The organism is Brevundimonas sp. 01N35 (assembly GCF_056399785.1).
Genome location: NZ_JBFTRZ010000002.1, coordinates 277,404 through 300,085, shown reverse-complemented (window position 1 = coordinate 300,085; position 22,682 = coordinate 277,404). Strand labels below are relative to the sequence as shown.

Below are 22,682 nucleotides of genomic sequence, written 5' to 3'. Positions count from 1 at the left end.
GGCGCTGCGCGCCTTCCGGGGTGACGGTTGTCCTTAACCCGCGAGGGCTTCGACGCTCAGGCCTTGCAGCAGTTCCCCGCCCTGGCCCACCGCGGCCAGACGGCTGGAGGCGTGGCCAAGCACGTTGGCGGCGTAGAATTCGTAGAGGTCCAGCTTGCCTTGCAGCCAGACGGGATCGCCGGCGCCGGCGTCCAGGCGCGCCTTGGCGGCCAGAGCGCCCTTGGCCAGCATCCAGCCGCCGACCACGTCGCCCATCAGCTTCAGATAGGCGTCGGCGCCGGCCAGAGCGTCGGCGGCGCCGTCAGCGGCGGCCTTGCGGTCCAGCAGCCAAAGGGTGGCGTCTTCCACGGCCTCGATGGCGGTGGCGAAACGCTCGACCGGCTTGCCCGTATAGAGAAGGTCGATCTGGACCAGGGTCTTCTTCATGTCCGCGATCAGGGCATGGGCCGACTCGCCGCCGTCCATCGACAGCTTGCGGCCGACCAGGTCCATGGCCTGGATGCCGTTGGTGCCTTCGTAGATCGGGGTGATGCGGGCGTCGCGATAGTATTGGGCCGCGCCGGTTTCCTCGATGAAGCCCATGCCGCCGTGGACCTGAATGCCCAGGGAGGCGACCTCGCAGCCGACATCGGTGGACCAGGCCTTGGCGATGGGGGTGAACAGGTCCTCGCGGCCCTTCCACAGCTTGCGCTCGGCCTCGGTGGCGGCGTGCTTGGCCAGGTCGGCGGCCACGCCGGTGGACAGGCAGATGGCGCGGGCGGCGGCGATCTTGGCCTTCATGACGCCCAGAGTGCGGCGCACGTCGGGGTGGTCGAAGATCGGGGCGTTCTTCTCGCCGGTCCAGACGCTGCGGCCCTGACGGCGTTCCAGCGCATAGGTCAGGGCGTGCTGATAGGCGCGCTCGGCGATGCCGACGCCCTCGACGCCGACGGCCAGACGCGCGGCGTTCATCATCACGAACATATGGGCCAGGCCCTCGTTCGGACGGCCGACCAGTTCGGCGCGGGCGCCTTCATAGGACATGACGCAGGTGGGCGAGGCGTGGATGCCCAGCTTGTGTTCGAGCCCGACCGGATGGAAGGCGTTCCGTTCGCCCAGCGACCCGTCGGGGTTGACCGCGAACTTGGGCGTCAGGAACAGGCTGATGCCCTTGGGGCCCGCAGGGGCGTCAGGCAGGCGGGCCAGCACCAGGTGGATGATGTTGTCCGCGGCGTCGTGGTCGCCCCAGGTGATGAAGATCTTCTGGCCGTTCAGGGCATAGGTGCCGTCGCCGTTCGGCGTGGCCGTGGTGGTCAGGGCGCCCAGGTCCGAACCGGCGTGCGGCTCGGTCAGCACCATGGCGCCGGTCCATTCGCCCGAGACCAGCTTGGTCAGATAGGTGGTCTTCTGGTGCTCAGTGCCGACCTGCTCCAGCGCCTCAATGGAGGCCAGCGACAGCATGGGGCAGAGGCCGAAGGCCATATTGGCGGCGTGGACGGTCTCATAGGCCGCCAGTTCCAGCGCCTTGGGCAGGGCCTGGCCGCCGGCCTCGACCGAGGCGGTCAGGCTGGTCCAGCCGCCTTCGGCGAACTGCTTGTAGGCCTCGACGAAGCCGGGGGCGGCGGTGACGGCGCCGTCAGCGTACTTGGCGCCCGCCAGGTCGCCGGGGCGATTCAGCGGGGCCAGGACCTGTTCCGAGAACTGACCCGCGGCCTCCAGCACCGCGCCCATGACGTCGGCGTCGTAGTCGGGAAACGCGCCGGTGGCGGCGACCTGATCGATGCCGGCGACGGCTTCCAGGGCGAAGGCGAGGTCACGGACGGGGGCGCGGTAGCTCATGGCGGTCTCCAGAATCTTCAAAACGCTTCTGACGCCCGAGCGGCTGGTGATGCAAGGGCGCTTGGACTTTGGTCGAGATTCCGCCACTCTGTGGCCCAGTGCCGTCGCGGAAGGAAAGACCTTGGCCGAACCCCGCAATCGATATTCGACCGTCTCGCTGATCCTGCATTGGGTGATCGCCCTGGCCGTGGTCGTCCAGGTGGCGCTGATCATAGGCCATGACGCGACCGAAGGGCCGTTGTCCCGCGAGTTGATACAGGACCACAAGGCGGTCGGCCTGACCATTCTGGTGCTGACCCTGGTGCGTATCGGCTGGCGGCTGGCCAACCCGCTGATCGCCCTGCCGGTCGAGATGCCGAAATGGGAGCGGCTGTTGGCGCGGACGACGCAAATCCTGTTCTACGTGGTCTTGCTGGTCATGCCGCTGAGCGGATGGCTGGCCTCGTCGGCGGGCGGGCGGGCCATCAGTTGGTTCGGCCTGTTCCAATGGCCCCTGCTGCCGATCGGCGGCGGGCGCGAAGCCGCGGGTCGTTTCATGGATGTTCATGAGGCGACTGCGGCGCTGCTGTTGCTGCTGATCTTCCTGCACGTTGCGGGCGCGTTGAAGCACCAGTTCATCAACCGCGACAATGTCCTGCACCGCATGATCCCGACGATCCCGCGTCGGCCATGAGCGGCGACACTCCGGAAATCGCCGCCGAAGCGCTGAAGACCGGCCGGCTGGTCATCCTGCCGACCGAGACCGTCTATGGGCTGGCGGCCGACGCTTCGAACCCGCAGGCGGTGGCGCGCATCTTCGAGGCTAAGGGAAGACCACGCTTCAACCCCTTGATTGCGCACGTCGCCAACGCCCTGGACGCCGAGACGATCGCCGTGTTCGACGAGCGCGCACGGGCGCTGGCCGAGGCCTTCTGGCCGGGTCCCCTGACCATCGTGGCCCCGGTGCGGGACCGCGAGCGAGTCTGCGATCTGGCGCGCGCCGGTCTGGACAGCGTCGCCGTGCGCGTGCCGGGACATCCCCGGGCGCGAGCCGTGATCGCGGCTTTCGGCGGGGCCGTGGTCGCGCCTTCGGCCAACCGTTCGGGACGGCCTAGTCCGACGACCTTTGAAGACGCGCTGGAGGAAACCGGCCATGCCGTCGGCGCCGCCGTCGACGGCGGACCTTGCGCGGTGGGCGTCGAGAGCACGGTCGTGTCCGTGCTGGAGGGACGGGTGGCGCTGCTGCGCCCCGGCTCGGTGACGCGCGAAGAGATCGAGGCCGTGGTCGGGCCGCTGGCCGAGAGCGGGCAGGGGCATCGCTCGCCCGGCCGATTGGCGCTGCACTACGCCCCCGACGCCCCGGTGCGGATCGAAGCCGAGGCGGCGAACGAGGGCGAAATCCTGCTGGGCTTCGGTCCCGGCATAGGCGAACCGCGCTGGAGCCTGAGCCCGACCGGCGATCTGCGTGAGGCGGCCGCCAATCTGTTTCGTCTGTTGCGCGAGGCGGACCGCACCAAGCCCGCTGGCATCGCCGTGTCGCCCATCCCCGCCAAGGGGCTGGGCGAGGCGATCAACGACCGGCTTCGGCGCGCGGCGGGCTTCGTGGGCTGATTGCACTTGTACGGTGCGACGAAAAAAACAGTGCAATTCGTGCAATCGGCGGAGGGTGGCTCGCGTCGCTCGTTATTGGGCGGATGACGACGCTGGAGCCTGGGCGAGAGCCGGAGTCCTGACACGGACGGCGGCGAGCGGGGATTTTAAAGACCGTCTGAAGGTCTGCAGTCTGGGCCACCCCGCAGCTCAGGCGAGCGAATGGGCGCGACGGTCTGGCGATCCCTTGTTTTGCAAGGGATTGGCGCGCCAGGTTGCGATGGTTGGACAGCGATTCCTGTCTCTTTTGCCGTCATTCCGGGGCGCGAGGCAGCGGAGAACAACCTTCAACAGTCTCCCTTCCCCCTCGATGGGGGAAGGGGCGGGGATGGGGGTGTCGAGCGTAACATTGCCGATGAAGCGGATGAGGCCAGTCCGCGCCTCCGAAGACCTATCGGATACGGCCTGCCTCCACCCCCACCCAACCCTCCCCCATCGAGGGGGAGGGCTTTAATTCTGGGGGGTGTCAGCGGCCTATTGCGCGGTCCAGCCGCCGTCGACCGAGAAGTGCGAGCCGTTGGCCGAGGCGCCCAGGTCCGACACCAGATAGAGGAAGATCCCCGCCAGTTCGTCGGTCGTGACGAACCGCTTGGTCGGCTGCGAGCCGAGGATGACGTTCTTCATTACGTCCTCTGGCGTCATGCCGCGCGTGCGAGCCTGATCCTCGATCTGTTTGGCGACGATGGGGGTCTCGACAAAGCCGGGACAGATGGCGTTGCAGGTGATGTTGTCCTGCGCCAGTTCCAGCGCCACCGTCTTGGTGAAGCCGATCACGCCGTGCTTGGCGGCGACATAGGCCGACTTGAACGGACTGGCGACCAGGCCGTGGGCCGAGGCGATGTTGACGATGCGGCCGCGGCCCTGCGCCTTCATGATGGGGATCGCCGCCTTGGTGGCGTAGAAGGTCGAGGACAGGTTGATCGCGATGATCTTCTCCCACTGGTCGGCGGGGAAATTCTCGACGGCCTCGACGTGCTGGATGCCGGCGTTGTTGACCAGGATGTCGAGACGGCCCAGCTCGCGGTGCGCGGTGGCGACCATGTCGGCGATCTGATCCGGCTGGGTCATGTCGGCAGGGTGATAGAGGACGCGCACGCCGGTCTCGGCCGCCAGATCGGCGCGGGTCTGTTCGATGACAGCGGGATCGCCCAGGCCGTTCAGCACCACGTCGCCGCCGCATTGAGCGACGGCGCGCGCCAGCGCCAGGCCGATGCCGGAGGTCGAGCCGGAGACGACGGCGACCTGGCCCTTGAGATCGTTCATGGCGAACATGCGGTGAAAACCCGTGGATTAGTATGCTGCTACACAGCCTAACCGCAGTCGTTCGTTCTGGCGATCAGGAATTTCCTTCTCTGATGAATATCCAGTCCGCCTCGGTCGAAAGCGCCTTGTCGAAGCGATAGCCGTCGCGGTCGAAGGCCTTCAGATCGGCGGCCTTTTCGATGCGGTTCTCGATGGCGTAGCGGGCCATGGCGCCGCGCGCCTTCTTGGCGAAGAAGGAGATGATGCGGGCTTCGCCGTCCTTGCGCTCCTTGAAGTGGGGCGTGATCACCGGGAGCTTCAGCGCCCTGGCGTCGACAGCGCCGAAATATTCCTGGCTGGCCAGGTTCACCAGGGTGCGGTCGGGCAGCGGCTCGGCGTCGGCGTTCAGCCGCTGCGAGATGCGTTCGCCCCAGAAGTCATAGAGGTTGGCGCCGCGCGGCGTCTTCAGCCGCGTGCCCATCTCCAGCCGATAGGGCTGGATGGCGTCCAGCGGACGCAGCAGGCCATAGAATCCCGACAGGATACGCAGGTGATCCTGGGCCCAGTTCAGATCGGCGGGCGCCAGCGAGCGCGCGTCCAGCCCGTCATAGACGTCGCCGGCGAAGGCGAAGACGGCCTGCAGCGCGCCTTCGGTCGTCTCGTTGTCGAAGGCCTGGAAGCGTTCGTAGTTGAGGTCGGCCAGGGCGTCCGAGATCGACATCAGGCGGCGCAGGTCGGCGCGGCTCAGCTTGCGCGTCACCTTGGCCAGTTCGGCGGTCTCGTCGGCGCAGCGACGCGGGGTCGAGGGCACGTCGAGAGCAGGGGGCGTGAAGTCCAGCCGTTTGGCCGGGGACAGGACGATCAGCAAGGCGACAGGCTCCGAAACATCGGGAAGCGGGCCTCATAGGCCCCTTCCATGACGATTTGAACCGCCTGCGGCGTCACATGCGGTCGTGACGCCTAGAAGAGAACCGCCGGGTTCATGATCCGCTGGGGATCAATGGCGTGCCGGACCGCTTGCATGGTCGCGATCTCTAGCGGCGACTTGTAGCGGCGGGCTTCGTCCGTTTTCAGCCGCCCCAGGCCGTGTTCGGCCGAGATGGAGCCGTTGTAGCGGGCGACGATGTCGTGGACGATCTCGGACCCTTCCATCCAGCGGGCGATGAAGGCGGGCACGTCTTCGCCGACGCCGGGGATCACGTCATAGTGAAGGTTGCCGTCGCCGACGTGGCCGAAGACCGAGACGCGGCAGCCGGGATGGAATTTCTCGACCGCCGCCGTGGCCTCGTCGATGAAGTCGGCGATTTGCGACACCGGCACGGAGACATCGTGCTTCCAGCCGCCGCCCTCGGGCTTGAGGCCCGCCGAGTGTTCCTCGCGCAGACGCCAGAAGGCGGCCTTCTGGGCGTCGTTCTGGGCGATGGCGGCGTCGACGATCAGGCCTTCCTCGAAGGCGTTGGTCAGCAGCCGCTCCATGGCCGAATCGGCGGCGCCGGGCTCGCCCGAGGTCAGCTCGATCAGGACGTACCAGGGCGGGGTGGTTTCCAGCGGCTCGCGCGTGTCGGGAATGTTCTTGAGCACCAGGGCCATGCCCAGGCGCTTCATCAGCTCGAAGGCCTCGACCCCGCCGCCGGTCTCGGCCTTGGCGCGGGCCAGCAGGGCGACGGCGGCGTGGTGGCTGTCCAGCCCGACAATGGCCGTGGCGCGGCTGCGCATGATCGGGAAGAGCTTCAGCGTCGCCGCCGTGACGACGCCCAGTGTGCCCTCGGCGCCGATGAACAACTGCTTCAGGTCATAGCCGGTGTTGTCCTTGCGCAGGCGCTTCAGGCCGTTGAACACCTGTCCGTCCGGCATGACGGCCTCAATGCCCAGCACCAGATCGCGCATCATGCCGTAGCGCAGGACGGCGGTGCCGCCGGCGTTGGTCGAGATCACCCCGCCGATGGTGGCCGAGCCCTCGGCGGCGAGGCTGAGGGGAAAGAAGCGGTCCTTCTCTTTGGCCAGTTGCTGGGCCTCCAGCAGGGTTACGCCGGCCTCCAGCGTCATGGCGTCGTCCAGCGGCGTCACGTCGCGCACGGTGCGCAGCTTGCGCGTCGATAACAGCACTTCGCCGAACGGGATCTGGCCGCCGACCAGGCCGGTGCCGCCCCCCTGGGTCACGACAGCCACGCCGTGGCGGGCGCAAATCTCGATGGCCTTGGCCACCTCCTCGGTCGTGCGCGGCTGCAGCAGAATCGGCGTCTCGCCCGTCCAGCGGCCGCGCCATTCGGTCAGCCAGGGCGCCATTTCATTGGCGTCCGTGGTCCAGGCGCCGGGCAGGGCGGATTTCAGCTCTTCGATGGCGGCGGGCGTGGGGAGGGTCATATCCGCCTTGTGGCAAAAGGCGTGGCGTGGTGGAAGCGCAAAACCCTGCCTCCAGGCGGTCAATTCGCGGAGAAAACATGATTCCGGTCCCGGCCGTCGGCGTGGTCTGCCTGAAAGGCGACGAAGTCCTGCTGATCCGGCGCGGCACGCCGCCGCGTCAGGGCGAATGGAGCCTGCCCGGCGGGCACATCGAGCCGGGCGAGCGGCTGGCGGAGGCGGCGCTTCGCGAACTGCGCGAGGAGACGGGCGTGGAGGCGGAGCTGATCGGCCTGATCGACGTAGTCGACGGCCTGTTTCCCGAGGCGGGGCGTCACTACGTCCTGATCGACTACGCCGCGCTCTGGACCGGCGGCGAGCCGGTGGCGGGCGATGATGCGGCTGAGGCGGCCTTCGTGACGTTCGATGAGGCGCTGCGCCGGGTCGACTGGTCCGAGACGCGGCGGATCATTCGACAGGCCCGGGCGATGGCGGATTGTCGCGCTGACGCGCTTGTCATTCCCGCTGAACCGGATTCGGTGGCGTCGGGGCGGGGCGACCGATAAGCTTGGCTCTCAACCGGAGGGGCCTATGGATTTCTCGATTCTTTTCTTTGTGGTGTTCGCGGCCTTCGCGCTCATCTTCCTGTTCAGCGTCGTCAAGATCGTGCCGCAAGGCCGTGAATTCACGGTGGAACGGTTCGGCAAGTACACCAAGACCCTGAAGCCGGGCATCAGCATCCTGACCCCCTTCGTCGAAAGGGTCGGCCGGCGCATGAACATGATGGAGCAGGTCCTGGACGTGCCCCAGCAGGAGGTCATCACCAAGGACAACGCCATGGTGAAGGTCGACGCCATCGTCTTCATCCAGGTGATGGAGGCCTCGGCCGCCGCTTACCGGGTCGAAAACCTGCCCTACGCCATCACCCAGCTGTGCATGACCAACCTGCGCACCGTGGTCGGCTCGATGGAGCTGGACGAGGTGCTGTTCCAGCGCGACAGCATCAACTCGCGTCTGCTGACCGTCATCGACGCGGCGACCGAGCCGTGGGGCGTCAAGGTCAACCGGATCGAGATCAAGGACCTGACCCCGCCTGCCGACATCACCAACGCCATGGCGCGTCAGATGAAGGCCGAGCGCGAAAAACGCGCCGTCATCACCGAAGCCGAGGGCGAGAAACAGGCCGCCATCGCCCGCGCCGAGGGCGCCAAGCAGTCGGCCATCCTGCAGGCCGAGGGCCGCCGCGAAGCCGCCTTCCGCGACGCCGAGGCGCGTGAGCGCGAAGCCGAGGCCGAGGCCAAGGCGACGGCCATGGTGTCCGAAGCCATCGCCCGCGGCGACGTCAACGCCATCAACTATTTCGTGGCTCAGAAATACGTCGAGGCCTTCGCCGAACTGGCCCGCAACCCGACGGCGAAGACGGTCATCGTCCCCGCCGAAATGAGCGGCCTGGTCGGCACCATCGCCGGTCTGGGCGAACTGGTCGGTCTGGCCAAGGAGCAGCAGCAGAGCCGCACGGACGTTCGCCGCGAGCCCCGTCCCGCCGCCGCGCCTTCGCCTGCCTCGGCGCCGCCCGCCCGCGCTGTCACGCCTCGCCGCCCCGGCGGCGCCGTGCCGACCACGGAGTAGGTCATGGAGTTCATTCTGAACCTCTACGCCGCGCAACCCTTCTGGCTCTGGCTGGTGATCGGCGTGGTCCTGCTGGGCATCGAGGCCGCTGCGTCGACCGAATGGCTTCTTTGGCCGGCGGTCGCGGCGGGCGTCGTCGCCCTGATCACAGCGATCGCGCCCAATATGGGACTGCCGGTCGAGGGCGGAATCTTCGCCACTCTGACGGTCGTCGCCACCCTGGCGTCGCGGACCCTGATCAAACGGGTCAATCCGACCGACGAGCCCGACATCAACGACCGCGACCTGCGTCTGGTCGGCGAGCGGGCGCGGGTGGTCGAGGCCTTTGTGGACGGTCGCGGCCGGGTCTTCGTCTCGGGCGCCGAATGGCCGGCCGAGATCGAGGGCGCGGCGCCGCTGGCGGGCGAGAGCGTGGTGGTCGAATCCGTCGCCGGCCCGCGCCTGCGGGTGCGTTCGCTCTGAGGTTAGCGGCGTCGCATGTCGTCGACGCCGCGATTCGCCAGTCCGTCGGCCCGTTCGTTCAGGACGTGGCCGGCGTGGCCCTTGACCCAATGCCATTTGACGTCGTGGCGGCTGCGGGCCTCGTCCAGGCGGCGCCACAGGTCGTCGTTCTTGACCGGCTTCTTGTCGGCGGTTTTCCAGCCGCGCGCCTTCCAGCCCCTGATCCACTCGGTGATGCCCTGCATGACGTATTTGCTGTCGGTATGCAGATCGACGCGGCAGGGGCGCTTCAGGACCTCCAGCGCCGCGATGGCGGCCATCAGCTCCATGCGGTTGTTGGTCGTGTTGGGCTCGCCGCCCCAGATTTCCTTTTCGTGACCGCCGCCGGTCTGCAGGATAGCGCCCCAGCCGCCAGGGCCCGGATTGCCCTTGCAGGCGCCGTCGGTGTGAATGATGACGTGATCGACGAGACTCATGGCGGGATGCCTACAGCGTCCCTTGGCGCGCCGCCATCAGTCAGCCTATATGACGCACAACAATCAGTCGGACGGGACCGCTTTGCTGGTCCCTTTGAGGAGGTAACGCCATGGGCTCGATGAGCATCTGGCACTGGGCCATCGTCATCGTCGTCGTCGCCCTGCTGTTCGGCGGACGCGGCAAGCTGTCCGGCATCATGGGCGACGCGGCCAAGGGCATTCGCGCCTTCAAGGACGGTCTGAAAGACGACACCGATTCCAAGGGGCCGAAGGAAGGCGTCAGCTCGCTGCCGCGTACCGAGGCCGAAAAAGAAGACCTGAACCGCTGATCGCTCTCGCGGAAAGACGCTGAATCATGGGTGGTCTTGGCCCTGGGGTCGGCGGGTTCGAAATCCTTGTCATCGGTCTGGTGGCCCTGCTTGTCGTGGGGCCGAAGGATTTGCCGGTGCTGATGCGCAAGGTCGGTCAGTTCGTCGCCAAGGCGCGCGGCATGGCCAACGAATTCCGCGCCAGCTTCGACGAAATGGCGCGCCAGTCCGAACTGGACGACCTTCGCAAGGAGGTCGAGGCGCTGCGGACGGGGCAGGGCATGTATCCGCTCGGCGCCGACGCCGAAGCGGCCTTCAAGGACATCCGCAAGGATCTGGAGGCGCCGCTGGACGCCCCGGCTTTGGCTGCGCCTATCGCCACCGGCGTGGATGAATGGCCGGATGATACGACGACGGGCGTTGAGCTCGCCGCAGAGGCCATTGTTTCTCCCAAGCCTAAAGCCAAGGCCCCGCCGAAGCCCAAGGCCGCCCGCGCGCCGACCACCACGGCAGCCAAGACCAAGGCCGCCTCGACCGCGCCTGCGGTCGCCAAGCCTAAAGCGGTGCGCAAGAAGAAGGTCGACCAATGAGTTCGCTCGACCGCGACGAGGCCGAGATCGAGGCGTCACGCGCGCCCCTGATGGATCACCTGATCGAGCTGCGCGGGCGGCTGCTGATCTGCGTCATCGCCTTCATCGTCGCCTTCATCGGCTGTTTCGCCTTCTCCGAAAAACTCTACCTGTTCCTGGTCCAGCCCTACGTGGTGTCGGCCGCCTTCCACCAGACGGTGGGGGCGCACGGGCATGTTTCGCCCTTCGATCTGATCCTGGGCACGGCGCGCCTGATCCCGGTGCCCGACGTGGATCACCAGACCGTCAAGCTGATCTACACGGCGCCGCTGGAAATCCTGTTCACCAAGATGAAACTGGCCGGCCTGGGTGCGGTGATCGTCGCTTTCCCGGTGCTGGCCTGGCAGTTGTACCGCTTTGTCGCGCCGGGCCTTTATCGCAACGAGAAGGGCGCCTTCCTGCCGTTCCTGATCGCGGCGCCGCTGCTGTTCCTGCTGGGCGCGGCTCTGGTCTATTTCGTCATGCTGCCCTTCGTCATGTGGTTCTCGCTGAGCCAGCAGATCATCGGTCAGGGCGTCTCGGCTGAACTGCTGCCCAAGGTGTCGGACTATCTGAACCTGGTGACGGCGCTGATCCTGGCCTTTGGCCTGTGCTTCCAGTTGCCGGTCGTCATGACCCTGCTGGGACTGGCCAACCTGATCAGCTCCAAGGTCATGGCCAAGGGGCGACGCTACGCCATCGTCGCCGTGGTCGTGGTCGCCGCCGTCGTCACACCGCCTGACCCCATCAGCCAGCTGATGCTCGCGGTGCCGATGGTGCTGCTCTATGAGGTCTCGATCTGGTGCGTCCGCATCATCGAACTGCGCCGCAAGAAGGCCGATGCAGCCGAGGCGGCCTAAGGACGTCTTCTAGAAGACGTTGATCTGAGCAGGCTCGGTCGGATGGTTCGTGCCCGCGGCCGTGGTCCGGCCGTTCTTCACAATGGCAATGCCGACGGGGCCTTCGCCGCCTGTCTTGGTGAGGGTGCAACTGCCATTGTCCCCCGGTAGACGTCCGCGCTGCGCCCCGCGTCCTGAGAGAGCCAGGCGGTTCGCCCAGTGCTTGCGGTCGTATTGGCTCATGTGCAGCGTGACAGGGCTGAAGCCGCAGGACAGCGACCAGGACACATTAGGCGGCGCCGCTACAGACCAGTGAAGTCCGCCGTGGTGGTTCGAGCCGACATCGGTTTGGCTTAATGCACTCGAGGATATCGCCGTCGCGGCGAGAACCAGCAGGATTGTCGCCGATCGCCTCATCGCCAGCCCCCTCATGACCGGGCGATCATCACCGCAAACGAGACCTGCGACAAGCGGCGGCGGTGTTTAGTGCCGACCGTCCCGCTCGTGCTTCTTTTCCTGCGAGGTGGAGTGCTTTCCGTGCTTGGCCTTGGCTGAATGGCCCTTGTGGATGTCGTTCTCGCCGCCGCCGCCCGACACCTGACTGCGCGGCGACAAGTGATCCGGTGCGTCGGCGTCCTTCACCTTGGGGTCAGGCTTGGGTTTGTTCCGATTTTCCTGACTGGCCCCGGGACCGCCCCAGCGATCAGTGTCGGCGTGTTTGTGTGGCATGGCGACGCTCTCCTTTGAGGAGGCAACCGCGTAGGGGGACGGATGTTCCCGGGTTGTCGTCCGGCCCCTCGCGCCATGAAAAAAGCGCCGGACGTTGCCGCCCGGCGCCTTGATCGTCGGACTGATCCGGGGATCAGCAGCTGTAGTACATGTCGAACTCGACCGGGTGCGGGTGCAGTTGCAGACGGGCGACCTCTTCCATTTTCAGCGTGATGTAGCTGTCGATGAAGTCGTCATCCATGACGCCGCCCTTCTTGAGGAAGGCGCGGTCGGCGTCGAGGGCGTCCAGGGCTTCCTTCAGGCTGCCGGCCACCTCGGGGATCGAGCCGCGCTCTTCCGGCGGCAGGTCGTAGAGGTTCTTGTCGGCGGGCGCGCCCGGATCGATGCGGTTCTCGATGCCGTCCAGACCCGCCATCAGCAGGGCCACGAAGGTCAGATAGGGGTTGCCCATCGGGTCGGGGAAGCGGGCTTCCAGACGCTTGGCCTTGGGCGAGGAGACGTGCGGGATGCGGATCGAGGCCGAACGGTTGCTGGCCGAATAGGCCAGTTTCACCGGGGCTTCATAGCCGGGCACCAGACGCTTGTAGGAGTTGGTGGTGGAGTTGGCGAAGGCGTTGATGGCCTTGGCGTGCTTGATGACGCCGCCGATGTACCACAGGCATTCCTGCGACAGGCCGGCGTACTTGTCGCCGGCGAACTGGGGCTTGCCGTCCTTCCAGATCGACATGTGGACGTGCATGCCCGAGCCGTTGTCGGCGAACATGGGCTTGGCCATGAAGGTCGCCGACTTGCCGTAGGCCGCGGCCACGTTGTGGATCACGTATTTGTAGAGCTGCAGGCGGTCGGCCATGGTCAGCAGGTCGCTGAACTTCAGGCCCAGTTCGTGCTGCGCCGGGGCGACCTCGTGGTGATGCTTCTCGGGCTCCATGCCCAGATCCTTCATCACGCCCAGCATCTCGCCGCGCAGGTCCTGGGCGGAGTCGACCGGGTTGACCGGGAAATAGCCGCCCTTGTGGCCCGGACGGTGGCCCAGGTTGCCCTCGGCGTATTCAGCGCCGGTGTTGGACGGCAGTTCGATCGAATCGAAGCTGTAGCCGGTGTTGTGCGGGGCAGTGTTCCAGCGCACGTCGTCGAAGATGAAGAACTCGGCTTCCGGGCCGAAATAGACCACGTCGCCCACGCCCGAGGACTGGACATAGGCCAGGGCCTTCTTGGCCATCGAGCGGCTGTCGCGGTTGTAGGGCTCGCCCGTGTCGGGGCTGACAACGTCGCAGAACAGGAACAGCGTGGTCTGCTGGTAGAAGGGGTCGATATAGGCGCGCGTCAGGTCCGGCTTCAGCAGCATGTCGCTTTCGTTGATCGCCTTCCAGCCGGCGATCGACGAACCGTCGAACATGGTGCCTTCTTCCAAAAACTCTTCGTCGACCAGATCGATGTCGAAGGTGACGTGCTGCAGCCGACCACGGGTGTCGGTGAAGCGGACGTCGACGTACTGGACGTCCTTGTCCTTGATCTCTTGAAGGATCTTTTGGGCGGCGCTCATGCTCGAAGTCCTGTTGGTTCGGGGAGGAGAGGAGGAACGAAAAGCGGCCGCCCCGAGGGACGGCCGTAGCGTGGTCAGATAGCCTGGGCGCCGGTCTCGCCCGTGCGGATACGGATCACGTCTTCAAGGGTGGAGACGAAGATCTTGCCGTCGCCGATCTTGCCGGTGCGGGCTGCGGTCTGGATGGCGTCGATCACGGCCGGAGCCAGGTCGTCGGCGACGACGACCTCGATCTTGATCTTGGGCAGGAAGTCGATGACGTACTCGGCGCCGCGGTAAAGCTCGGAATGGCCCTTCTGACGGCCATATCCCTTGGCCTCCAGCACGGTCATCCCCTGCACCCCGATGTCCTGGAGCGCATCCTTCACTTCATCCAGCTTGAACGGCTTGATGACGGCTTCAATCTTCTTCATGGCGAGTCCCGAGGCGGCTCCTTGGTTGGTCCGACGCTCGGGGTGTAAAGGGACATTGCATCGCACAATAAGGCAAGCAATTTTCGTGCTTAGAGGCCATCCGTGAACGGAATTCGATCATGAACCCGATCAACGACCCCATGACATGGCAGAGCCTGCTGCCCTGGCCCGACGCCGAGGCGTACAAGCACAAGCGAGGGCGTCTAGGCGTGGTGTCCGGCGGCGCCCTGTCGACCGGCGCGGCACGGTTGGCGGCGCGGGCGGGGCTGAGGATCGGCGCGGGGCTGGTGAAGGTCTTCTGTCCGCCTGACGCCGCGCCTGTGCTGGCGCCGACGTTGGAGGCGGTCATGCTGGCCAGCTTCTCTACGGGCGAGCAGTTGGCGGCGCTGGCCCAACTGATGGACGCCGTGGTGATCGGTCCCGCAGCGGGCCTCACGGAGGCGACGGCGGCCAATGTGGCGGCCTTGGCGCGGAGCGGGGCGGCCCTGGTGATCGACGCCGACGCCCTGACCCTGTTCCGCGACCGGCCCAGCGACCTGTTCGCCTGTCTGGATCGCAGGGACGTGCTGACGCCGCATGAGGGCGAGTTCGAGCGGCTGTTCCCGAGCCTGCTGGCCAAGGGGCGCGAGACGGCGGCGGTCGAGGCCGCCAAGCGCGCGGGCGCGGTCGTGGTGTTGAAGGGCAGCGCCACCGTCGTCGCCGCACCGGACGGGCGCTGCGTCGTCAACGCCAACGGCTCGCCCTGGTTGGCGACGGCGGGCAGCGGCGACGTCCTGGCGGGCATGATCGGCGGCCTGCTGGCCCAGCATATGGACAGTTTCGACGCGGCATGCGCGGCGGTCTGGATGCACGCTGATGCGGCGGGGCGGTTCGGGCCGGGATTGATCGCCGAGGATCTGCCAGGACTGATCCCGGGGGTGCTGGCCGACCTGTATCGCGGCTGAACCCATGGTGCGGATGAGAGGACTCGAACCTCCACGCCTCTCGGCGCCAGAACCTAAATCTGGTGCGTCTACCAGTTCCGCCACATCCGCATAGGTAGGCCGCAGCCTGTAGGCGAGGGGGCGGGATTGGGCAACCGGGATAACCTGGGCCGCATCAAAAAAGGCCCCGGATCGCTCCGGGGCCTTTTCATTTCTTGTGGCCTATCGCGCTTGCGCTGCTTGAGACCGTTGAAGGCTGATCCGGAGATCAGTCCTTCTTGTTGTCGACGCCGTGGCCGAGAGCTTCGACGGCCGTTTCCAGCGTCATGTCCTCGGTGATGTCGATGCCCTTGGCCAGCTTGGAGTTCCAGAAGCCGTAGGCGGCGTAGATGATGGCGCCGATCAGGGCGTAACCGCCCAGCAGCATCAGCGGCAGCGGGTTGTCAGTCGCCGCATGCTGGAACATCGGGATCAGGTTCTGGCTGGCCAGGAAGAGGCAGGCCACGATGCCCAGACCGGCGGTGATCACCCCGCCGGGCACCTTGAAGGGCCGCGGCAGTTCAGGGTGTTTGACGCGCAGGTAGATGACGCTGAGGCAGACGATGGCGAAGGCCGTCGCGGTCCCCAGCGACACCAGGTCACCCAGGATCGAGATGGGCAGGAAGGCCGCCGCGATGGCGATCAGGATGCCCAGAACGATGGTGCCGATCCACGGGGTGCGGAATTTCGGGTGCACTACGGCGAAGGCCTTGGGCAGCAGGCCGTCGCGCGCCATCGTGTAGAAGATGCGCGTCTGGCCGTAGCACAGCACCAGCATGACCGAGGACAGGCCGGTGACGGCGCCGATCTTGATCAGGAAGGCGATCAGGTTCAGTTGGCCGCTAGGCGCGACGGCCAGGGGCACGTTGGCCCATTCCAGCTTCATCGCGTCAATGGCGACGGCGATCGGAGCCGGCGAAGCCAGTTTTAGATAGGGAACCACGCCGGTCATGACGGCCGCGACGGCCATGTAGATCAGGGTGCAGACAAATAGGGCGCCCAGGATGCCGATCGGCACGTCCTTGGACGGGTTCTTGGCTTCGGCGGCGGCGGTCGAGACGGCTTCGAAGCCGACGTAGGCGAAGAAGATGATGGCCGCGCCGCGGAAGATGCCGCCCACGCCGAACTGACCCGGCTGGCCGGTCGGTTCTGGAATGAAGGGGTGCCAGTTGGCCGGGTTGATATACTGGATGCCCACGGCGATGAACGTCAGCAGCACGATGATCTTGATGACCACGATGGCGTTGTTGATGTTCGCCGATTCCGACACGCCCAGCACCAGCAGGCCGCAGACCGAGGCGATGCCGATGGCGGCGACCAGGTTGAAGGTGCCCGTCATCGGGAAGCTGGCGCCGGCGGCGCCCTGCACGGCCTGGACCAGCGGGGTCGCCCACTGGGGACCTTCGCCGCCCATATACTGTATGGTTGGGAATATCTGCTGACTTATCCCGAAGTCGCTGAGGATCGAGACGACATAGCCGGACCAACCGACCGCGACGGTCGAGGCGGCGACGCCGTATTCCAGCACCAGCAGCCAGCCCATGATCCAGGCGAAGACTTCGCCCAGCGTGCCATAGGCGTAGGTGTAGGCCGAGCCGGACACCGGCATGGTCGAGGCCAGCTCAGCGTAGCAGAGGCCGGCGAGACCGCAGGCGACGCCCGCAACCACGAAGGACAGCATGATGGCCGGGCCGGCGTTAGCCGAGGCCACCTGACCCGTCAGGACGAAGATACCGGCGCCGATGATGGCCCCGATGCCCAGGCTCATCAGGTTGAGCGGGCCGAGAGTCCGCTTCAGCTCGCTCTTGGCGGCTTCCTTCTGAATCTGGCCGATCGATTTTTTGAGAAATAGCCGGTTGCCGGCTGGCTTTACGCCGTCTGCGGACATGAAGTCGCGCCCCCCATTGATACTCGGCAGGCCCTCCCCGGGCTGCCTTCTTGGGCGCGGACGCTACCCATGGATGAGGCCGCGCGCAACGCGGTTTCCGAACGATGAAGCGAAGACGACGCTTTCGTGACCCGGGGCGTTGCGGCTAAGGCCCATGCGATGCTGCCGATTCACGCCGTACTGGAGCCGCTGAAAGCGGCCCTGGCCGCGACCAACGCGGTCGTGCTGGCCGCCCCGCCTGGGGCGGGCAAGACCACGATCGTGCCTTTGGCCCTGCTGGATCAGCCCTGGCTGGGGGACCGCAAAATCCTGGTGCTGGAGCCGCGCCGACTGGCGGCGCGGGCGGCGGCGGACCGGATGGCGACGACCCTGAGCCAAAAGGCGGGCGGAACGGTCGGCTATCGCACCCGGCTGCAAAGCCGCGTCGGCCCCGAGACGCGCATCGAAGTCATCACCGAGGGCGTCTTCACCCGGATGATTCTCGACGATCCAGGGCTGGAAGGCGTCGGCGCGGTCCTGTTCGACGAATTCCACGAACGCAGTCTGGACGCCGATCTGGGGCTGGCCCTGGCGCGCGAGAGCCAGTCGGTGCTGCGCGACGATCTGCGGCTGCTGGTCATGTCGGCCACGCTCGACATCGCGGGGGTGTCGAAGCTCTTGGCCAATCCATCTGGAGAATGGGCGCCGGTGATCGAGGCCGAGGGGCGGATGTTCCCGGTCGAGACCCTCTATCTGGGCCGAAACGCCGCAGAGCGATTCGAGGACGCCGTGGCGCGCGCGGTCATGCTGGCGCTGGGCGAGCAGGCGGGGTCGGTGCTGGTCTTCCTGCCGGGGCAGGGCGAGATTCACCGAACGGTTCAGCGACTGAACGAACGGTTGCGCGATCCATCCGTCGATGTGGTCGCCCTGTATGGCGCGCTGGACAAGGGCGAGCAGGACCGGGCCATCGAACCGGCGCCGCCGGGGCGGCGCAAGGTGGTGCTGGCGACCTCGGTGGCGGAAACCAGCCTGACCATCGAGGGCGTGCGGGTGGTGATTGACGGCGGCCTGTCGCGGGTGCCCCGCTTCGAGCCGTCCAGCGGCTTGACCCGGCTGGCGACGGTCAAGGTCAGCCGGTCGTCGGCGGAGCAGAGGCGAGGGCGCGCCGGTCGTGTCGAGCCGGGCGTCTGCTACCGCCTGTGGGACGAGGAACAGACGCGGGGCTTGGTCCCGCATCAGCGGCCTGAAATTCAGGAAGCCGACCTGACGGGCTTCGCGCTTGATCTGGCGCGTTGGGGCGCGAAATCGGTCGATGGGCTGGCCCTGCTGGACCCTCCGCCCGCCGGGGCGATGGCCGAGGCGAGGAAGGTGCTGACCCGGCTGGGGGCGCTGGACGCCAAGGGCGATCTGACGGCGCACGGACGGCGGCTGACGCGGATTCCGCTGCCGCCGCGACTGGCGCACATGGTCGCCGTCGCCTCGGATCAGGACGACGCCCTGGGCGGGGCGAGGATCGCGGCGGTGCTGAGCGAACCGGGGCTGGGCGGGAACGCCGTTGATCTGCACGACCGATTGAAGGGGCTGGAGCGGGATCGTTCGCCGCGTGCGCGTGATGCGATGAAGCTGGCCGAGCGCTGGGCGCGGGCGGCGGGCGGCGGGCGCGGCGGCGAGGCGGACGCGGGCCTGCTGCTGGCGGAAGCCTTCCCCGAACGGATCGCGCGGGCGCGCGGCAAGCCGGGCGAGGTGCTGCTGGCCTCCGGGCGCGGGGCCTTTCTTGATCCGAGCGAGCATATGGCGCGCGAGCCCTGGCTGGCGGTGGCGGAACTGGGCGGGGGAGACGCTCGCGACCGCATCCGGCTGGCGGCGGCGCTGGACGCGACGACGCTGGAGGCCGATCTGGCGCACCGGATCGAGGTCGAGGACCGGCTGGCGCGCGAGCCTTCGGGCAAGCCGGTGATCCGCCGCATTCGCCGGATCGGCGCTCTGGTGCTGGACGAGAAGGTCGTCGGCGCGCCGGATCGGGCCACCATGACGGCGGCGCTGAAATCAGAAGTCGAGGCGGGCGGGTTGAAGGCCCTGAACTGGGGCGAGCAGGCGGGGGCGCTGCGGGCGCGGCTGGCCTTCCTGCGGGGGCTGGATGCGACGTGGCCGGATGTGTCGGACGACGGCCTGCTGGCGCTGCGCGAGGACTGGCTGTGGCCGCTGCTGGATGGGGCGCGGTCGCTGGGCGATATCGGCGACAGCAAGCTGGCCGAGGCCCTGCGCGGCCTGATCCCCTGGGATTTGCAGCGCAAGCTGGACGACCTGGCCCCGCCGCGTCTGACCACGCCGCTGGGATCGGCCTCCATCGACTACGCCGCCGAGGGCGGGCCGCGGGTCGAAATTCGGGTGCAGGAACTGTTCGGGGTGAAGGCGCATCCGACGGTCGGCGGCGGGCGGGTTCCGTTGACGCTCAGCCTGCTGTCGCCCGCGCGGCGGCCGGTGCAGGTGACCAAGGACCTGCCGGGCTTCTGGATCGGATCCTGGGCGGCGGTGCGCAGTGAGATGCGGGGGCGGTATCCGCGCCATCCCTGGCCGGACGACCCCGCCAACGCCTCGCCCACCAACCGGGTCAAGCCGCGCGGGACCTGACGCTCGGCTTGACGGCAGGTGGCGGCGCACCGCAATGACCTTGCAGCAATGCAAGGATTTCGCGTGGCCGACGCTGCACTCTTACCGCCTTCCGCCTCCAAGCGGAGAATTCTGTTCGCCAGCCTGATCGGCACTACGATCGAGTTCTTTGACTTTTACATCTACGCCACGGCGGCGGTGCTGGTGTTTCCGGCCCTGTTTTTTCCGGGGCAGGATGCGACGACGGCGATGCTGGCCTCCTTCGCCACCTTCTCCATCGCCTTCTTCGCGCGGCCGGTCGGGGCGGTCGTGTTCGGCCATTTCGGCGACAAGATGGGGCGCAAGGCGACGCTGGTCGCGGCCCTGATGACTATGGGGCTGTCGACGGTGGCGATCGGCGTGCTGCCGACCTGGCATTCCGTCGGTGTGATCGCGCCTCTGCTGCTGGCTCTGTGCCGGTTCGGGCAGGGGCTGGGTCTGGGCGGTGAATGGGGCGGAGCGGTGCTGCTGGCGACCGAGAACGCGCCTCCGGGCAAGAAGGCCTGGTTCGGCATGTTCCCGCAACTGGGCGCGCCGATCGGCTTCATCCTAGCGACCCTGTCCTTCATCATCCTGACGGCGACGCTGTCGAACGAACAGTTCCTGGGCTGGGGCTGGCGCATTCCCTTCATCGCCAGTTCGTTGCTGGTCTTCGTCGGCCTGTGGGTGCGGTTGCGCATCACCGAGACGCCCGAGTTCAAGAAGGCCATCGACAAGTCCGAGCGGGTCGAAACGCCGATCCTGACCCTGCTGGCGCGGCACAAGTTCGCCCTGCTGACGGGGACGCTGGCCGGGATGGCGACCTTCGTCCTGTTTTATCTGATGACGGTCTTCGCCCTGGGCTGGGGCACGACGGCGATGGGCTATAGCCGCGAGCAGTTCCTGCCGATCCAGTTGCTGGGGGTCTGCTTCTTCGGCCTGTTCATCCCGCTGTCGGCGCTGGCGGCGGATCGTTGGGGGCAGGGGCGGACCCTGCTGGCGACCTCGGTCGCTATCGCCCTGTTCGGTCTGGTGCTGGCGCCCCTGTTCGGGAGTGGCGGGCTGGCCGGCGTGGTGGCCTTCTTCATCATCGGTTTCAGCCTGATGGGCTGCACCTATGGTCCGTTGGGAGCCGCACTGGCCCGGCCCTTCCCGACGGCGGTGCGCTACACCGGGGCGTCGATGACCTTTAATCTGGCGGGGATTCTGGGCGCGTCGTTGGCGCCGTTTGCGGCGACCTGGCTGGCCGGTCACTACGGCTTGCAGGCCGTGGGCGCCTACCTGGCCGTCGCCGCTGGCCTGACCATTCTGGCCCTGCTGGGCATGAGGCGGATCAGGACGGAAGGCGAGGCGTAAGAACCTCTGGCCGTCACCCTCGGCCCTGTGCCGAGGGTCCATAACCTCGACGTCGGCGATGTCAGGCGTCGAGGTTCACCATAAAGCGATGTGTTTCTGGATCCTCGGCACAGGGCCGAGGATGACGACTGGAATGATCGCCTAGATGTCCGTGCCGTAGGCCGCGTCGGTCACGGCATAGACCATGATGCCGGTGGCGATGGCCAGGTTCAGGCTGTCGGCCCGGCCGCGCATGGGGATCTTGACGTTCAGGTCGCAGGCGGCGGCCAGGTCGTCGGTCAGCCCGGCCTGTTCGTTGCCCATCATGATCAGAGCCGGATGGCGCACGGGGCTGTCGCGATAGCCGTGCTGGGCGTCCAGGCGCGTGCCGATGACGCTGCCCGGCCATTTGGCGCGCCAGGCCAGGAACTCTTCCTTGGTCGCGCGGCTGATGGTGACGGCGAAGACCGAGCCCATGGTGGCGCGCACGGCCTCGACCGAGAAGGGATCAACGCAGTCGCCTATAAGAATGACGCCGCCGCAGCCGGCGGAATCCGCCGTGCGGATGATGGTGCCGAGGTTGCCCGGATCACGCACCTGCTCCAGCGCCACCCAGCAGGGCTTGGCGTCGGGCTGGATGGCGTCCAGCGGCGTATAGACCTGCTCGAACACGCCCAGCACGGTCTGCGGATTGTCGCGACGGCTGATCTTTTCGAGGATGGCGTGGGTGACGACGATGATCTGGCCGCCGGCCTTGATGGTCTCGGCCTTGGCGCGGTCCAGCAGGGGGTGAGGCCGGGCCTCTTCGCCGACCAGCAGCATGACCGGGGCGCGGCCCTGATCCAGGGCTTCACCGATGAACTTGAGACCCTCGGCCAGAAAACGACCGGTCAGGTCGCGTTCCTTGCGCATGTGCAGGGCGCGGACCGACTTGATCGTGTCGTTGGTCAGGGAGGTGATGACGCGCTCGTACATCAGGCGCTCCAGCGGGCGAAGAACGACAGGCCGATAGCGCGAGCGTCCGGGCCGTCTTCCGACAGGGCCAGTTCGCCCCAGTCGATGCGCCCGCCGCGATCATGCGTCGCCTCGGCCATCATGTGCGCCAGCGACAGGCCCGATACCCGTGCGGCGTAGGCGTTCAGCAGCAGGAAGGAGGCGTCATCCGATAGAAGGGCGGCGCAGTCCTTGAGCAGGGCCGGCATGTCCTCGAACAGGCGCCAGACTTCGCCGTTGGCGCCGCGACCGTATTTGGGAGGGTCCAGAATGATGCCGTCGTACTTCGAGCCACGACGAACTTCGCGGGCCACGAACTTGCGGGCGTCTTCGACGATCCAGCGGATAGGCTGATCTGCAAGGCCTGACGCTTCGGCGTTCTCGCGCGCATAAGCCACGGACTTCTTGGAGGCGTCGACGTGGGTCACGTGAGCGCCGGCGGCGGCGGCGGCCAGGCTGGCCACGCCGGTGTAGCCGAACAGGTTCAGGATCTTGGGCTGCTTCAGGGTGCGGATGCGCGCATCCATCCACTCCCAGTTCGCCGCCTGCTCGGGGAAGAAGGCCAGGTGGCGGAAGGGGGTGAAACGGCCGGTGAAGCGCACGTCGCGCCATTTCAGCGGGAAGGCGTCGATGGGACCGTGGGCGTCAAAGCGCCAGCGGCCGGCGTCCTCTTCTTCCTGCTGCGGATCGAAGACGGCGTTGGCGCGCTCGAACGCTGCCGGATCGCGCGGCGCCCAGAAGCACTGCGGCTCGGGCCGGACGACGGTGTAGCGGCCATACCGCTCCAGCTTGCGACCATGACCGCTGTCCAGCAGCGCATAGTCGGACCATCCTCGGGTGATGAGGGTTTCGGGCGAAGAAGAGAGAACCGGAGCCATGTGG

The 22,682-nt window shown here is 67.0% G+C and carries 23 protein-coding genes and 1 tRNA gene; 11 read left to right on the top strand and 13 right to left on the bottom strand.

Annotation, left to right across the window (positions count from 1 at the left end; translation table 11 throughout):
* Nucleotides 1-33: 33 nt before the first annotated feature.
* Nucleotides 34-1,818, bottom strand: coding sequence for an acyl-CoA dehydrogenase (locus tag AC1DJ5_RS03095; protein ID WP_477019648.1), 1,785 nt, complete (start codon nucleotides 1,816-1,818; stop codon nucleotides 34-36).
* 121 nt (nucleotides 1,819-1,939) lie between these two features.
* On the opposite strand from AC1DJ5_RS03095, the gene AC1DJ5_RS03090 reads away from it, so the two are divergent.
* Both AC1DJ5_RS03090 and AC1DJ5_RS03085 read left to right on the top strand, forming a co-directional pair.
* On the top strand, nucleotides 1,940-2,491 hold the full coding sequence (locus AC1DJ5_RS03090; protein ID WP_477019647.1) for a cytochrome b: 552 nt from the start codon (nucleotides 1,940-1,942) through the stop codon (nucleotides 2,489-2,491).
* Complete coding sequence (locus tag AC1DJ5_RS03085; protein WP_477019646.1) at nucleotides 2,488-3,408, top strand: L-threonylcarbamoyladenylate synthase; 921 nt, start codon at nucleotides 2,488-2,490, stop codon at nucleotides 3,406-3,408. Before AC1DJ5_RS03090 ends, AC1DJ5_RS03085 begins: the two co-directional genes overlap by 4 nt.
* Before the next feature lie 513 nt (nucleotides 3,409-3,921).
* Here AC1DJ5_RS03085 and AC1DJ5_RS03080 read toward each other — a convergent pair.
* The 3 genes from AC1DJ5_RS03080 to AC1DJ5_RS03070 all read right to left on the bottom strand — a co-directional run bounded on the left by AC1DJ5_RS03080 (nucleotide 3,922) and on the right by AC1DJ5_RS03070 (nucleotide 7,053).
* Nucleotides 3,922-4,719, bottom strand: coding sequence for a 3-hydroxybutyrate dehydrogenase (locus AC1DJ5_RS03080; RefSeq protein WP_477019645.1), 798 nt, complete (start codon nucleotides 4,717-4,719; stop codon nucleotides 3,922-3,924).
* Between the two features lie 64 nt (nucleotides 4,720-4,783).
* Nucleotides 4,784-5,557 (bottom strand): peroxide stress protein YaaA, encoded by a 774-nt coding sequence (yaaA, locus tag AC1DJ5_RS03075; RefSeq protein ID WP_477019644.1) that lies wholly within the window; start codon nucleotides 5,555-5,557, stop codon nucleotides 4,784-4,786.
* Nucleotides 5,558-5,649: 92 nt separating this feature from the next.
* Nucleotides 5,650-7,053, bottom strand: coding sequence for an FAD-binding oxidoreductase (locus AC1DJ5_RS03070; protein ID WP_477019643.1), 1,404 nt, complete (start codon nucleotides 7,051-7,053; stop codon nucleotides 5,650-5,652).
* Nucleotides 7,054-7,130: 77 nt separating this feature from the next.
* Between AC1DJ5_RS03070 and AC1DJ5_RS03065 the strand changes: the two genes are divergently transcribed.
* The 3 genes from AC1DJ5_RS03065 to AC1DJ5_RS03055 are packed head-to-tail and all read left to right on the top strand — an operon-like array spanning nucleotide 7,131 to nucleotide 9,120.
* Nucleotides 7,131-7,595: an NUDIX hydrolase gene (locus tag AC1DJ5_RS03065; protein WP_477019642.1), complete on the top strand. Its 465-nt coding sequence runs from the start codon at nucleotides 7,131-7,133 to the stop codon at nucleotides 7,593-7,595.
* Between the two features lie 25 nt (nucleotides 7,596-7,620).
* Nucleotides 7,621-8,658, top strand: coding sequence for an SPFH domain-containing protein (locus tag AC1DJ5_RS03060; RefSeq protein ID WP_477019641.1), 1,038 nt, complete (start codon nucleotides 7,621-7,623; stop codon nucleotides 8,656-8,658).
* Nucleotides 8,659-8,661: 3 nt separating this feature from the next.
* The gene (locus AC1DJ5_RS03055) at nucleotides 8,662-9,120 is read left to right on the top strand and encodes an NfeD family protein (protein WP_441453231.1); all 459 of its coding nucleotides are present in this window, start codon (nucleotides 8,662-8,664) and stop codon (nucleotides 9,118-9,120) included.
* 2 nt (nucleotides 9,121-9,122) lie between these two features.
* Here AC1DJ5_RS03055 and rnhA read toward each other — a convergent pair whose 3' ends face one another.
* Nucleotides 9,123-9,575 carry a ribonuclease HI gene (rnhA, locus tag AC1DJ5_RS03050; protein WP_441453233.1) on the bottom strand — a complete coding sequence of 151 codons (453 nt, stop codon included), beginning with the start codon at nucleotides 9,573-9,575 and terminating at the stop codon, nucleotides 9,123-9,125.
* Between the two features lie 110 nt (nucleotides 9,576-9,685).
* On the opposite strand from rnhA, the gene AC1DJ5_RS03045 reads away from it, so the two are divergent.
* The 3 genes from AC1DJ5_RS03045 to tatC are packed head-to-tail and all read left to right on the top strand — an operon-like array spanning nucleotide 9,686 to nucleotide 11,351.
* Entirely contained in the window at nucleotides 9,686-9,904 is a 219-nt protein-coding gene (locus tag AC1DJ5_RS03045; protein ID WP_441453235.1) for a twin-arginine translocase TatA/TatE family subunit, read from the top strand.
* A 26-nt stretch (nucleotides 9,905-9,930) separates the two neighbouring features.
* Complete coding sequence (gene tatB, locus AC1DJ5_RS03040) at nucleotides 9,931-10,473, top strand: Sec-independent protein translocase protein TatB (protein ID WP_477019640.1); 543 nt, start codon at nucleotides 9,931-9,933, stop codon at nucleotides 10,471-10,473.
* Nucleotides 10,470-11,351, top strand: a complete 882-nt coding sequence (gene tatC, locus AC1DJ5_RS03035; RefSeq protein ID WP_477019639.1) for a twin-arginine translocase subunit TatC — start codon at nucleotides 10,470-10,472, stop codon at nucleotides 11,349-11,351. Before tatB ends, tatC begins: the two co-directional genes overlap by 4 nt.
* Nucleotides 11,352-11,360: 9 nt before the next feature.
* On the opposite strand, the gene AC1DJ5_RS03030 is transcribed toward tatC, so the two are convergent.
* The 4 genes from AC1DJ5_RS03030 to AC1DJ5_RS03015 all read right to left on the bottom strand — a co-directional run bounded on the left by AC1DJ5_RS03030 (nucleotide 11,361) and on the right by AC1DJ5_RS03015 (nucleotide 14,015).
* Nucleotides 11,361-11,762, bottom strand: a complete 402-nt coding sequence (locus tag AC1DJ5_RS03030) for a hypothetical protein (protein WP_477019638.1) — start codon at nucleotides 11,760-11,762, stop codon at nucleotides 11,361-11,363.
* A gap of 51 nt (nucleotides 11,763-11,813) precedes the next feature.
* Nucleotides 11,814-12,059, bottom strand: a complete 246-nt coding sequence (locus AC1DJ5_RS03025) for a hypothetical protein (RefSeq protein ID WP_441453242.1) — start codon at nucleotides 12,057-12,059, stop codon at nucleotides 11,814-11,816.
* Nucleotides 12,060-12,192: 133 nt separating this feature from the next.
* The gene (gene glnA, locus AC1DJ5_RS03020) at nucleotides 12,193-13,602 is read right to left on the bottom strand and encodes a type I glutamate--ammonia ligase (protein WP_441453244.1); all 1,410 of its coding nucleotides are present in this window, start codon (nucleotides 13,600-13,602) and stop codon (nucleotides 12,193-12,195) included.
* A gap of 74 nt (nucleotides 13,603-13,676) precedes the next feature.
* Nucleotides 13,677-14,015 carry a P-II family nitrogen regulator gene (locus AC1DJ5_RS03015; RefSeq protein ID WP_184268136.1) on the bottom strand — a complete coding sequence of 113 codons (339 nt, stop codon included), beginning with the start codon at nucleotides 14,013-14,015 and terminating at the stop codon, nucleotides 13,677-13,679.
* Nucleotides 14,016-14,134: 119 nt separating this feature from the next.
* Between AC1DJ5_RS03015 and AC1DJ5_RS03010 the strand changes: the two genes are divergently transcribed.
* Nucleotides 14,135-14,959 (top strand): NAD(P)H-hydrate dehydratase, encoded by an 825-nt coding sequence (locus tag AC1DJ5_RS03010; RefSeq protein WP_477019637.1) that lies wholly within the window; start codon nucleotides 14,135-14,137, stop codon nucleotides 14,957-14,959.
* A 5-nt stretch (nucleotides 14,960-14,964) separates the two neighbouring features.
* On the opposite strand, the gene AC1DJ5_RS03005 is transcribed toward AC1DJ5_RS03010, so the two are convergent.
* Together AC1DJ5_RS03005 and AC1DJ5_RS03000 are read right to left on the bottom strand one after the other, a co-directional pair.
* Nucleotides 14,965-15,049, bottom strand: a tRNA-Leu gene (locus AC1DJ5_RS03005).
* Between the two features lie 157 nt (nucleotides 15,050-15,206).
* Nucleotides 15,207-16,865, bottom strand: a complete 1,659-nt coding sequence (locus tag AC1DJ5_RS03000) for an amino acid permease (protein ID WP_477019636.1) — start codon at nucleotides 16,863-16,865, stop codon at nucleotides 15,207-15,209.
* Nucleotides 16,866-17,024: 159 nt separating this feature from the next.
* Between AC1DJ5_RS03000 and hrpB the strand changes: the two genes are divergently transcribed.
* Both hrpB and AC1DJ5_RS02990 read left to right on the top strand, forming a co-directional pair.
* The gene (gene hrpB / locus AC1DJ5_RS02995) at nucleotides 17,025-19,475 is read left to right on the top strand and encodes an ATP-dependent helicase HrpB (RefSeq protein ID WP_477019635.1); all 2,451 of its coding nucleotides are present in this window, start codon (nucleotides 17,025-17,027) and stop codon (nucleotides 19,473-19,475) included.
* Nucleotides 19,476-19,538: 63 nt separating this feature from the next.
* Complete coding sequence (locus AC1DJ5_RS02990; protein ID WP_477019634.1) at nucleotides 19,539-20,828, top strand: MFS transporter; 1,290 nt, start codon at nucleotides 19,539-19,541, stop codon at nucleotides 20,826-20,828.
* A 141-nt stretch (nucleotides 20,829-20,969) separates the two neighbouring features.
* Here the strand turns inward: AC1DJ5_RS02990 and AC1DJ5_RS02985 are convergent, their stop codons facing one another.
* Together AC1DJ5_RS02985 and AC1DJ5_RS02980 are read right to left on the bottom strand one after the other, a co-directional pair.
* Nucleotides 20,970-21,782 (bottom strand): TrmH family RNA methyltransferase, encoded by an 813-nt coding sequence (locus AC1DJ5_RS02985; protein ID WP_441453254.1) that lies wholly within the window; start codon nucleotides 21,780-21,782, stop codon nucleotides 20,970-20,972.
* Complete coding sequence (locus tag AC1DJ5_RS02980; protein WP_441453256.1) at nucleotides 21,782-22,678, bottom strand: RsmD family RNA methyltransferase; 897 nt, start codon at nucleotides 22,676-22,678, stop codon at nucleotides 21,782-21,784. The genes AC1DJ5_RS02985 and AC1DJ5_RS02980 overlap by 1 nt, the downstream gene beginning before the upstream one ends.
* Between the last annotated feature and the right edge of the window lie 4 nt (nucleotides 22,679-22,682).